The 11,932-nt window shown below is 61.3% G+C and carries 12 protein-coding genes; 5 read left to right on the top strand and 7 right to left on the bottom strand.

Going from position 1 to position 11,932, the window contains the following annotated elements; all coding sequences use genetic code 11:
* Positions 1-43: 43 nt before the first annotated feature.
* Positions 44-919 (bottom strand): LysR family transcriptional regulator, encoded by an 876-nt coding sequence (locus C6Y56_RS10040; RefSeq protein WP_169429708.1) that lies wholly within the window; start codon positions 917-919, stop codon positions 44-46.
* A 112-nt stretch (positions 920-1,031) separates the two neighbouring features.
* Here C6Y56_RS10040 and C6Y56_RS10035 point away from each other — a divergent pair, with 112 nt between their 5' ends.
* The 4 genes from C6Y56_RS10035 (at position 1,032) to C6Y56_RS10020 (ending at position 4,944) form a co-directional block, all read left to right on the top strand.
* Positions 1,032-2,252: a YbfB/YjiJ family MFS transporter gene (locus C6Y56_RS10035; RefSeq protein ID WP_169429707.1), complete on the top strand. Its 1,221-nt coding sequence runs from the start codon at positions 1,032-1,034 to the stop codon at positions 2,250-2,252.
* A 63-nt stretch (positions 2,253-2,315) separates the two neighbouring features.
* The gene (locus tag C6Y56_RS10030) at positions 2,316-3,314 is read left to right on the top strand and encodes an NAD(P)H-quinone oxidoreductase (protein ID WP_169429706.1); all 999 of its coding nucleotides are present in this window, start codon (positions 2,316-2,318) and stop codon (positions 3,312-3,314) included.
* 112 nt (positions 3,315-3,426) lie between these two features.
* Positions 3,427-4,371, top strand: coding sequence for an alpha/beta hydrolase (locus C6Y56_RS10025; RefSeq protein WP_169429705.1), 945 nt, complete (start codon positions 3,427-3,429; stop codon positions 4,369-4,371).
* 159 nt (positions 4,372-4,530) lie between these two features.
* Positions 4,531-4,944: a VOC family protein gene (locus C6Y56_RS10020; RefSeq protein ID WP_169429704.1), complete on the top strand. Its 414-nt coding sequence runs from the start codon at positions 4,531-4,533 to the stop codon at positions 4,942-4,944.
* A gap of 56 nt (positions 4,945-5,000) precedes the next feature.
* On the opposite strand, the gene C6Y56_RS10015 is transcribed toward C6Y56_RS10020, so the two are convergent.
* On the bottom strand, positions 5,001-5,330 hold the full coding sequence (locus tag C6Y56_RS10015) for a hypothetical protein (protein ID WP_169429703.1): 330 nt from the start codon (positions 5,328-5,330) through the stop codon (positions 5,001-5,003).
* Between the two features lie 225 nt (positions 5,331-5,555).
* Between C6Y56_RS10015 and C6Y56_RS10010 the strand changes: the two genes are divergently transcribed.
* Positions 5,556-5,813, top strand: a complete 258-nt coding sequence (locus C6Y56_RS10010) for a hypothetical protein (RefSeq protein ID WP_169429702.1) — start codon at positions 5,556-5,558, stop codon at positions 5,811-5,813.
* Between the two features lie 109 nt (positions 5,814-5,922).
* Here C6Y56_RS10010 and C6Y56_RS10005 read toward each other — a convergent pair whose 3' ends face one another.
* The 5 genes from C6Y56_RS10005 to C6Y56_RS09985 all read right to left on the bottom strand — a co-directional run bounded on the left by C6Y56_RS10005 (position 5,923) and on the right by C6Y56_RS09985 (position 11,932).
* Positions 5,923-6,945: an ABC transporter permease gene (locus tag C6Y56_RS10005; RefSeq protein WP_007956055.1), complete on the bottom strand. Its 1,023-nt coding sequence runs from the start codon at positions 6,943-6,945 to the stop codon at positions 5,923-5,925.
* A 57-nt stretch (positions 6,946-7,002) separates the two neighbouring features.
* Entirely contained in the window at positions 7,003-8,568 is a 1,566-nt protein-coding gene (locus C6Y56_RS10000; protein WP_169429701.1) for a sugar ABC transporter ATP-binding protein, read from the bottom strand.
* A gap of 70 nt (positions 8,569-8,638) precedes the next feature.
* A complete protein-coding gene (locus C6Y56_RS09995; protein ID WP_169429700.1) occupies positions 8,639-9,565 on the bottom strand; it encodes a sugar ABC transporter substrate-binding protein in 927 nt (308 codons plus the stop codon).
* Positions 9,566-9,722: 157 nt separating this feature from the next.
* Entirely contained in the window at positions 9,723-10,775 is a 1,053-nt protein-coding gene (locus C6Y56_RS09990; protein ID WP_169429699.1) for a Gfo/Idh/MocA family protein, read from the bottom strand.
* 131 nt (positions 10,776-10,906) lie between these two features.
* Positions 10,907-11,932, bottom strand: coding sequence for a Gfo/Idh/MocA family protein (locus tag C6Y56_RS09985; protein WP_169429698.1), 1,026 nt, complete (start codon positions 11,930-11,932; stop codon positions 10,907-10,909).

Raw genomic sequence — 11,932 nt, 5'->3', positions numbered from 1 at the left:
AAAGCGGCCTTCAGTGAAGGCCGCTTTTTCATTGACAGAACGACTACTCGTTTTCCGGCACAAACGCTTCGACAATGTGCTCGATCACCGCCCTGACCCGCGCGCTGTGGCGTAAATCCGCATGGGTCACCAGCCACACCTCATAAGGCAACGGACGCGTGCGCTCCGGCCACAGCCTGACCAAACCATCACGCTCGCCCATGTAGAGCGGGATTTCTCCTACCCCCAACCCGGCGGCAATCGAGCGTCGGACCAATAGGCTGGAGCTCAGACCGGCGACGATCCGCCCGCGAGTCACAGGCTCCGACACGAGGGTCAGATCCTTGTTGCCCTGCAGATACGGCTGGTACACCACCAGGTCATGGCCCTCGAACGCACTGCCCGGCGACGGCACGCCATGGCTGTCGACATAGGCCTGCGAGGCGAACAAACCCACCGGCCAACGCGCGATGCGCCGGGCGATCAGGTCCGGGTTGTCCGGACGGGTATTGCGCACGGCGATGTCCGCTTCACGTTTGGCCAGGCTGAGGATCTGCGTAGAGGCGTCCAGTTGCACGCGCACGTCCGGATGCTGTTCGTGCAACTGCGCGATGGCCGGGATCAGGAAATCGATGGCCAGCGAATCGGTGGTGCTGACCCGCACGCTGCCGGTCAGACGATCGTCCAGGCCCTGGATACGCCGTTCCAGCTCCAGTGCCGAATGCTCCATTTTTTCCACGGATTTGAGCGCCGCTTCACCGACTGCCGTCAGCGCATAGCCCTCGGAGGTGCGCAGGAACAAGGTCGCGGCCAGCGACTTTTCCAGTGCCGTGATGCGGCGCCCGACCGTTGCCTGATCCACGCCCAGTACACGGGCGGCACCGCGCAATGTCGACTCGCGGCAGACCGCAAGAAACACCCGTGCATCATCCCAGTTCATACCGTTCTCCATTGATGCATAAACGCATCACTATCACGCAAACTCGCTGCATTAACGCAGCAACGATAGCCGATATGCTGGGCGCCATAAACCTTTCCACAGGATTGCCGTCATGCCCACTTCAATTGCTTCGCCCGAGCGTCCGGACGCGAGAGTCTGGCTGGCGATTTTCGCCGGACTCTGCGCCAGCCTGGTCAGCATCGGCCTGGCGCGTTTCGCCTACACGCCGCTGATCCCCTCGCTGATTCAGGCGCAGTGGTTTTCCGCCCATGATGTGGTCTATCTCGGCGCGGCCAACCTGGTCGGTTACCTGATCGGCGCCCTCCTCGGCCGCCCGCTGGCACGCCGGCTCACTCAGAGAAACGCTCTGCGCCTGATGATGCTGGCGGTGACCGTGGCGTTTTTCGCCTGTGCGTACCCGGTGTCGGTGAGCTGGTATTTCGGCTGGCGCCTGCTGTCGGGAATCGCGGGTGGCGCGATCATGGTGCTGGTGGCTGCGACTGTATTGCCCCATGTACCGGCCGAGCGCAAAGGCCTGGCCAGCGGGGCGATTTTCCTCGGCATCGGTCTGGGCATCGCCGGCTCGGGCACGATCGTTCCGCTGCTGTTGAGCCTGGGCTTGCAAGCAACATGGCTGGGATTGGGCGTGCTGTCGCTGGCACTGACGGCTTTGAGCTGGTTCGGCTGGCCCTCGGAGCAGCCCCATGCAACAACCGCAACGGCTCAGGTGGATCCGCTCGAGCCGACACCGCCTGCGGTTTATCTGCTGTTTGCCCAGTACGCGTTCATGGCCGCCGGGCTGGTGCCGGCCATGGTCTTTCTGGTGGATTATGTCGCCCGGGGTCTGGGCGCCGGGTCGCATGTCGGCGCGCTGATGTGGGTCATGTACGGTCTGGGCGCCATCGTCGGCCCGGTGAGTTACGGCTTCCTCGCCGATCATCTCGGCGCGCGAACCGGCATTCGTCTGGTGCTGGTGGTGCAGGCGATCACCCTTGGCTTGCTGGCCATTTCGCATTCGTTCCTGGCGTTGGCACTGCTGGCGGTGGTCCTCGGTTCATTCCCGCCGGGCATTGTGCCGCTGGCATTGGCCCGAGTGCATGAGCTGGTACCGGATCACCATCGCCAGCAGGTGGCGTGGAGCCGGGCCACGGTGTCGTTCGCCACGTTTCAGGCGCTGGCGGGCTTCGCCTATTCGGCGCTGTTCAACGCCACGGGCGGACAACATGTGCTGCTCTTCGTGATTGCCGGCGGTGCCATCGTGATCGCGCTGATACTTGAGCACGCCCTGAAACTGCTGCCCTCCTCCGTCGAGCAACGCTGCTGCGCCGAATGACGGGAATCATTGCGCCCTGACTGCGTTCCCATCTACTGATCACTTTTTCAAGAGGAATCGAACATGACGTTGCCCACTGATATGACCCGAATGGAAATCACCGAACCGGGCGGGCCCGAGGTTCTGCAATCCCGACGCGTCCCGCTGCCGGTCGCCGCAGAAGGCGAAGTACTGATCCGCGTGCACGCCGCCGGCGTCAATCGCCCGGACGCCCTGCAACGCGCCGGCAAGTACCCGATGAGGCCTGGCATGAACCCGATCCCGGGCCTTGAAGTGGCGGGTGAAGTCGTGGCGGTCGGCAATGGCGTCAGCACATTCGCGGTGGGTGACCGCGTGTGCGCGCTGACCAATGGCGGCGGTTACGCCGAATATTGCGCGGTTCCGGCGGGCCAGGTCTTGCCAATCCCCGATGGGCTGGACTGGATCCAGGCAGCGGCCATTCCGGAAACCTTTTTCACCGTGTGGGCCAACCTGTTCGGTCTCGGCGGCGCCAGCCGTGGCCAGCGCGCCTTGATCCACGGCGGCACCAGCGGCATCGGCACCACCGCGTTGATGCTGTGCCGCGAGTTTGGCATCGAAGCCTTCGCCACCGCCGGCAGCGCCGACAAATGCACAGCGATCCGCAATCTGGGCGGTGAAGCGATCAACTACCGGGAACAGGATTTCGCGACTGTCATCGCCGAGCAAACTGCCGGCCAGGGCGTCAATGTGATCCTCGACATCATGGGCGGCTCGTACCTCAACGGGAACATCAGCGCCTTGGGGATGGATGGGCGGTTGGTAATGATCGGCTTCCTCGGCGGCGCGCGGGCCAACGACATCGATCTGCTGGCCATCCTCGGCAAGCGTGCGGTGGTCACCGGTTCGCTCCTGCGCGCCCGTACCTCGGCGGAAAAAGCCGCCATCGCAGATCAATTGCGCGAACACGTCTGGCCGGTGCTGGCCGCCGGACGCTGCCTGCCGATCATCGACAAGGTTTACCCGCTCGCCGACGCAGCCAAGGCCCATGCGCACATGGAAGCGGGCGATCACATCGGCAAGATCGTGCTGAAGATCGACTGAGTCGCTGCAGCATTTTGTAATCGTTGCAGGCGTGCGGTGGTCGAAAATGTCACGCGCAGGTCAAGGCATCTGGTAAAAAGCGTTCTTTGTCCGCGCCGTGGTGAAACGTTTAATGTTCCTTGCCTTCATGACCCGACTTCGACGCCGCCGTCTGGCGTTCGCCTGCATGGCCGCCCTGATCATCGGCGTGCCGGCGAGTTGTGCCGTGCTGGAACACACCGAACGCAAGCTGCTGTTTCGCATCGAGCCGGGCACGGCCGGCTGGTATCACGGATTGCCCGGCAGCGTGCAGGAACTCGACCTGCAACCGAAAAGCTTCAAGGCCGGGCAGAACATTCACGCCTGGTGGTGGCCGGCAGAGCGCGCCGATGCTCCGGCCATCCTTTATCTGCATGGCGTGCGCTGGAACCTCACCGGGCAACTGTTCCGTATCGAGCAACTGCGTGCGGCAGGTTATTCGGTGCTGGCCATCGACTATCGCGGCTTCGGCCAGAGCCATGGCGACCTGCCGTCGGAGAGCACGGTGTACGAGGATGCGCGGGTGGCCTGGGAACGCTTCCAGCTGTTGCAGCCCGACCCGAACAAACGCCTGATTTACGGACATTCGCTGGGAGGTGCGGTCGCCATCGACCTGGCTGCCGAACTCGGCCGCGATGCTGCCAGAAATCACACCCCTCTGCCGGTGCGCGGACTGGTCATCGAATCCACGTTCACCTCATTGGCGGATGTGGCGGCTGCGGTGGCCAACACCTCTCTTCCCGTGCGCTGGCTGTTGTCGCAGAAGTTCGACTCCATCGACAAGATCGCCGAGATCCACATGCCGCTGCTGGTGGTGCACGGTCTGGCCGACGCATTCGTGCCGTCGCGCTTCAGCGAGCAACTGTTCGCCGCCGCCCGGCAACCGAAACGCCTGCTGCTGGTGCCCGGCGCAACGCACAACAACAGCATGGCGCTAGGCGGACAGAACTATCGCAAGGCGATCGATGCGCTGATGCAAACCCGACCTGCCGCCCGGGTGGCGGGCGCTACGGTGCAGAAAAACCCGCGAGACTCCTGACATCCCTCCCCGCAGACCATCGGTCACCCCGAAAGGAAATTCTTGCAGCATCGGCTGGCAATCCGGCGTTCTAACGCTTTGCTGGATGGAGTCAATCCATGACGCTGCTTCGGCACACCCGGCCGCGCAGCGTTCCACTGCCTATTCGGGAGCACCACCATGAAAATCAACCCGTACCTGATCTTCAACGGCGACTGCCGCGCAGCCTTCACGTTTTACGAGCAATGCCTGCAAGGCAAGCTCGAAGCGATGATGACCTTCGGCGAAACCCCAGCCGCCGAACATGTCCCCAAAGAGCACCACAACCTGATCATCCACACCTGCCTGAAAGTCGGCGATCAGATGCTCATGGCTTCGGACACCACACCCGACCGCCCGACCCCAGGCATGAGCGGCTGCTCGATCTCCCTGAATGTCGACAGCATCGCCGAGGCCGAACGGGTGTTTAACGCCCTGGCCAGGGACGGTCGTGTCGACATGCCGCTGGAATCCACCTTCTGGGCCGCACGCTTCGGCATGCTGGTGGATCGTTTTGGCGTGTCATGGATGGTCAATTGCGAAAGCGACAAATAGCGCTGCATTTGCGCAAGACAATAAAAAGCCCAACCTCTTGAGGTTGGGCTTCACTTTTATCGCTGAGCCAGTTCATGTCTCACGCATTGTTCGTAATAGGTCTGCTTGACGGCTGCGGGCTTGAGACGCGAGGTACTGTTATAGGTTTGCTCCGTGATGCCCATCGCGGTCATGCGCATCCACGGCTGCTGAAATTTACGTACCTGCAAGCGCTTGCGGGCGCCGTACAGGGAAATCCCTGACAACTTCGACTGTTGCGCGCCGGCAGCGATGTCCGAGCCCCAAGTGCACGCAAAACGATGGCTCTTGCTCAGTTCCCTGGCCTGGGCCTGCACCGCGAACAGAGCGAGGGAAAGCGTTGCTACGGTGATGACAATCGTCCGCATATAGCCCACCTAACCTTTTGAAAAAAGGCGAGTTTGCCGGGACTTCAAACATTCGGGGGCCAGCAATTTGCCGCCTGTTGCAGCCATGTTCGGCCGAAGGCTCTCTACAAAGATGCTCGACTACACAGCCACCCGCCTCCCAGCTCTCCCGCCCGTCAGCCGCCCGGCACTTTGTTTCGCTTCTGATTTTCCAACGTCAATCCACCTGACGCGGAAGCCCCGACGATGAACAAAACCATTGCAGCCCTCATGCTTGGAAGTCTTTTATCCGCCACTGCACCGCTTGCGACGGCGGGAAGCAGCGTCCCGCCTACCGGTATTCCCGGAGTCAACCAGGGAGGCACCGAATCCAAGGAAGACAGGGCCGACAAAAAGGGCGAAGAAGCCTCGGGGTCGAATTCCGGTGCAGAGACCCACGAAACAGATAAGGATGCGCAAACGTCCAGCGGCTCAAAAGATGGGATGGAAGAAAAGAAACCCTGAACGACTTGGCCGCCTCAGCAGTCTTTGCGCAGGAACAAAAAAGCCGATCTTTCCGATCGGCTTTACTGTGTGACGTTCATCCCGCGTTACCAAGCCAGGACAATGAACTTCAGCGTTTGAGCTTGCGCTTGTTGCGGTATTGGTCGATCACCACGGCAACCACGATGATCAGCCCCTTGATGATGTCCTGAATGTAGGCATCGACCCCGACAAACGTAAAACCGCTGGCCATCACCCCTAGAATCAGAGCGCCAATCACCGTGCCAGTGATGCGCCCCACCCCACCCGCCAGACTGGTACCACCGATGACTGCGGCGGCAATCGCATCCAGCTCATAAGACATGCCCATCCCGGCCTGACCGGTAGCGGCGCGGGCCGAAGCCACCACGCCTGCCAGCCCCGCCAGCAACCCGGCGATGCTGTAGACGATGACCAGATGGCGTTTGACGTTGATACCGGAGGTGCGCGCCGCCTGCATGTTGCCGCCGATGGCGTAGGTGTATTTGCCGTATTTGGTGTAGCGCAGCGCGATGTGGAAGATCACCGCCACCACCAGAAAAATGATCACCGGCATCGCCCCGTGGCCAATGGCCGTGTAGGAATCCGAGAGCATGCTCACCGGCTGGCCTTCGGTGTAATAACGCGCCAGACCACGGGCTGAAACCATCATCCCCAGTGTGGCAATGAACGGTGGAATCCCGGTGATGGCGATGATGCTGCCGTTGATCGCCCCCGCCAGCAACCCGACACCAAGCCCGGCAATCACGGGAATCCAGACCGGCAAATCGGTCAGTGACGGAAACACTGCCCGAGCGAAATCCGAAGTCTGCGCCAGACTGGCCGCGATCATCGCCGACAAGGCGAGTACCGAACCCGACGACAGGTCGATACCGGTGGTGATGATCACCTGGGTCACGCCAATCGCCAGCAGGCCGATGATCGACACTTGCAGGATCATCAACACCAGCCGCTGGGAGTTCATCAGAAAGCTCTGGTCGCGCACGATCCAGCCGAACAGTTCGAACACCAGGCCAATGCCGATCAGCACCAGGAAAATGCTCAGCTCCGTCGGAAAGCGCCGGCGACTCTTGACCGGTGCCGTGGCCGGTTTGTTTTCCAGTATCGCGTTCATAACCACTCACCTTTCTATCGCATCATCGACGGCGGCCTCAGCCACCAGCGGTATCCGTTAATGAACCGAGGACAGGCCCGAAGCCAGTTGCATCACCCGCTCCTGAGTCGCCTCGCTGCAGTCGAGGGTGCCCATCAGGTCGCCCTCGTGCATGACCATCACCCGGTCGCTCATGCCGAGCACTTCCGGCAGCTCCGAAGAAATCATGATCACCGCCATGCCTTCGCTGGCGAGGTAGGCGATGAGCCGGTAAATCTCGGCCTTGGCGCCGACGTCGATGCCGCGGGTCGGCTCGTCGAGAATCAGGATTCGCGGGTTGGTCATCAACCAGCGCGCCAGCAAGGCTTTCTGCTGATTGCCACCCGACAAGGTGTCGATGCACTGCTCCAGCGACGGTGTTTTCACCCGCAGCTTCTTGCACATGTCTTCGCACAAGGCGCGCAAGGCTTTTTGCTGGATGAAACCGTGGCCGGCGTAGTGCGGCAGGACGGCCATTTCCATGTTCTCCAGCACCGAGAGGCACGGGAACAGACCACTGAGCTTGCGATCCTCGGTCAACAGTGCGAAGCCCTTCTCGATCGCCATGTGCGGATCGCGGATGCGCACCACCTCGCCATCGAGACGGATCTCGCCACCGTCGCTGGGCGTGATGCCGAAGATCGCCTCAGCCACGTTGGTCCGGCCGGAGCCCATCAAGCCGGCGATGCCCAGGATTTCCCCGGCATGCAGGTCGAAGGAAACACCCTTGAAAATACCGTCGAGCTTGAGGTCGCGCACCGACAGCAACAGATCGCCAATCGGCTTTTCACGCACCGGAAACAACTGGCTCAATTCACGACCGACCATCATCGAAATCAGGCTGTCGCTGTCCATGGAATCGGCTCGCTGCAGCCCGATGTAGGCACCGTCACGGAACACCGCCACTTCATCGGCGATCGCGAACACTTCGTTCATTTTGTGGGTGATGTAGATAATGCCTTTGCCCTGACGTTTCAGGTCGGCAATGATCGAGAACAGGTGGCCGACTTCCTTGTCGGTGATGGCCGACGTCGGTTCGTCCATGATCAGGATGTCGGAGTCGTAGGACACGGCTTTGGCGATCTCGACCATCTGCCGCTCGGCAATACTCAGATTGCCGACCAGCTCTTCGGGATCAAGGTTGATCCGCAGGCGCTCCAGCAGTTTCGCCGTGCAGCGGTGCATTTCCCGATGGTCGATCATGTGAAAGCCGTTGAGCTGCTCGCGGCCGATCCAGATGTTTTCGGCGATGCTCATGTGCGGCATCAGGTTGAGTTCCTGATGAATCATTGCTATCCCGGCCTGAAGCGCCGCCAGTGGCGTTTCGAACACCACCGGTTTGCCCCGCAGGCGCAGTTCGCCGGCGTCTGGCTGATAGATGCCGGCGATGATTTTCATCAGGGTGGATTTGCCCGCGCCATTCTCGCCCATGAGCGCCAGCACGGAACCGGGGCGTACCCGCAGTTGCACATCGGACAACGCCACCACACCGGGGAAACCCTTGCTGACGTTGAGGATCTCCAGCAGGTACGGCTCTTCGACAGGTATTGCAGTGGGCGGGCTCCCCGTCAAAGGGGTGCTCGAAGCAGTCGCTGAAGCGAACATGATCAGGTACTCCATCGGCAAGGTCGCGATCGCCACCTTGCGGGCTTATTGTTGTTATTGAACGGACGGACTATTTGAACTGGTCAACGTTTTGCGGCGTGATCAGGCGGAACGGCACCCAGACGGCCGGCTCGACCGGCTCGTTCTTCGCCATTCTCACCGCGGTATCGATGGAACCGTCGGCCTGGCCCTTGGCGTCCTGGAACACGGAAGCGGCCAGCGAGCCCTTCTTCACGGCGTTCAAGCCGTCCGGCGTGCCGTCGACACCCGCAATCAGCACGCTGCCTTTGGCGACGCCGGCCTGTTGCAGCGCCATCGCGGCACCGATGGCCATTTCGTCGTTGTTGGAGACGACCGCGTCGAATTTGCGGCCCTGTGTCAGCCAGTCGTTGACCAGGGTCATGCCCTTGTCCCGCAGCCAGACGCCGCTCTGCTCCTGCTCGACCTTGATGTCCGGGTATTTGGCCAGCACCTCTTTGACGCCCTTGGTGCGGTTAGTGGTGGAGTTGTTCGCGAGGTCACCCAGCAAGATCACGATGTTGCCCTTGCCGCCCATCTTGTCGGCCAGGTACTGCATCTGCATCTCGCCGGCCTCCAGGTCGTTGGAGGCGACGGTCACGACGCCTTTAGGCAGGTTCAGGTCATCGGGGCGGCGGTTGACATAGACCAGTGGAATGCCGGCCTTCACTGCCGCTTCAGTAATCTTCTTGGTGGCGGCGGTATCCACCGGATTAACCACGATGGCGTCGACCTTCTGGCTGATGAAGCTTTCGACCTGGCTCAGTTGCTTGACCACGTCGCTGCGGGCGTCTTCGAACTGCAGCTTGACGCCGTCGGGATAGGACCTGGCTTTCTTGTCCATGGATTCACGCAGGTAGGTCAGCCAGGTGTCATCGAACTGGGACATGCTGACGCCGATCTTCATATCGGCCAGCACAGCGCCGCTGGCGAACATCAGGGACAAGGCCAGTGAGGCAAAACGGGTCTTGGTCTTCATGAAAAGTCTTTCTCCACATTCTTGTTGGTTTTATGGATGAGGCGTGACGATTTCAGTAAGCGGACAAGCAGTCGAGGCGTTGGAACGTATGGCGAGACAGAGAATCTGAAATCGACTCTATTGGAAATTATTTTCTATATCAACCTGTTTTAGAATTTTATTGTGATTTTATTCCATGGCTTGCGAACTCGCTCAGCTCCACTACCTGATGACGTTTGGAACTCAGTCGCGCAGCGTCTAGCACGCGGGTTGTCGCCAGTGCATCGCGGGCATCCACGGGCAGCGGGCCACCGTTTTGCAAGGCGATTTGTAGCTGCAAATAGAACTGACTCCAGCAGCCGCGCTCGGACGGAACCCGTTCGCGCTCTTCTCCGTGTTCGAACCAGCCCCAACGTCGGTGCTCCTCGACGCCCCAGCGCTCGCCTTCGGTCTTCGGCGAAAGCCCGGCCAGCGCCTGGACCTCCTGCCCGTCCAGCCCCTCGACGCTGTAACAACCCAGCGTACCGCTCACCCGAAAGCGCGGGCCGGGGCTGTTCTGCAGGCAACTGCCGCCCAGGTGCGAGGTCACGCCGTTGACGTGGGTCAGGGACATGAAGAAGCCGTGATCGAAGGTCTGGTCTTTTTCCAGGTAGTCCAGTTCGGCGTAGACCCGTGTCACCGGGCCGAACAGCAACAACGCCTGATCGACCAGATGACTGCCCAGATCGCGCAGGAAACCACCGCCGCTGCTGTTGTGAACCGATGACGGCGAGTAACGCTCGATCCGCGACTCGAACCGGCTGACCTGGCCCAGCGCGCCGGATTCGATGAGTTTGCGCACGGTTAGAAAGTCTGAGTCCCAGCGCCGGTTTTGATACACGCTGAGCGGAACATTCTGGCGCTCGGCCATGGTGATCAGGGTTTGCGCCTGCTGCCAGTCGGCGGCGAACGGCTTGTCGCTGACTACCGCCACGCCGTGTTCGATGCCGTCGAGCACCAGTGCCGGCCGCCCCTTGAGGGGCGTCGATACCACTAGCACATCGATCCCGGCTTCCACCAAGTGGCCGATGCTGTCGAAGGCCGGCACACCCGGATGCTCCGCCGCCAGCAACTGTCGGCGCTCCGCTGAACGAGTAACCACGCCGACAAACGTCGCCGCCGGCAGGCTGCTGATCAGCGGAGCATGAAAAAACCGGCCGCCGTGGCCGTAACCGACAAGTCCGATGCGCATACAAGTATTTCCCTGAATAAAACGCGGACCCTGTGGGAGCGGGCTTGCCCGCGATGGCGGCGGCACATTCCACATTGATGTGCCCTGATAGACCGCAATCGCGAACAAGCTCGCTCCCACAGGGATTTGCGTCAGCTGTAGAAATGGGGACGGTCTGGCAGTGCGACCTTGACGATCGCCCCGCTGTGCTGCGCTTCGATGCACGCATCGGCGGCAACGGCGGCGGCGAAGCCGTCCCACGCCGACGGCCCGCCGACCTGCCCTGCCCGCACGCCATCGATGAACGCCTGCAACTCGACGTCATAGGCCGCGATAAAGCGATCCTTCCAGTCCATCAGAATCGCGTTGGACAGCTTGGCCCCGCTGCGCAATTGCACCTGAGACGGCTCCGGCAATTTGGCGATGCCGGTCTCCCCCACCACTTCGCACTGGATGTCATAGCCGTACTGGCAATTGACGAAAACCTCCACGTCGATCCGTGTGCCCTTTGCGGTTTCCAGCAGCACGATCTGCGGATCTTTCAAATGCGCGAGGGCTTTGCTGCTCTTGCGCGGGAACACCACCTGCACCGAGACGTAATCGTCGTCGAGCAACCAGCGCAGCACGTCCAGTTCATGGATCAACGTGTCGGTGATTGCCATGTCGGTCTTGTAGTTTTCGCCCACGCTCGGGTTGCGGTGCGCGCAATGCAGCATCAAAGGCTCGCCGATCTGGCCACTGTCGATCACCGACTTCAGCGCGCGATAACCTTCATCGTACGGACGCATGAAACCGACCTGCACCAGCCGTTTGCCGTGGGCCACTTCGGCCTCGACGATCTTGCGGCAGCCTTCGGCGGTCACCGCCAACGGTTTCTCGCAGAACACCGGTTTGCCCGCCGCAATCGCGGCCAGCACAAACTCTTCGTGGCTCGGGCCCCAGGAGGTGACGAGGATCGCCTCGACGTCCGGCGCCTGGATCAGCGCGTGGCCGTCGGGATAGACCTCGGCGGTCAGATTCAGGTCAGCCACGACCTTGGCCGCCTGCTGCAAATTGATGTCGGTAACCGCGACGACCTGACTGTTGAGCAAGGTCTGGCTGCAACGACGGATGTGATCCTGACCGATAGCCCCGGTGCCGATGACGCCTAGCCGCAACGCTTGGGAAAGCAATGACAT

Origin of the sequence: Pseudomonas fluorescens (genome assembly GCF_012974785.1) — a bacterium.
Taxonomy (GTDB): Bacteria; Pseudomonadota; Gammaproteobacteria; order Pseudomonadales; family Pseudomonadaceae; genus Aquipseudomonas; species Aquipseudomonas fluorescens_BT.
Note: the sequence above shows the minus strand (reverse complement) of the source record. Positions and strands in the feature narration are given on the sequence as shown.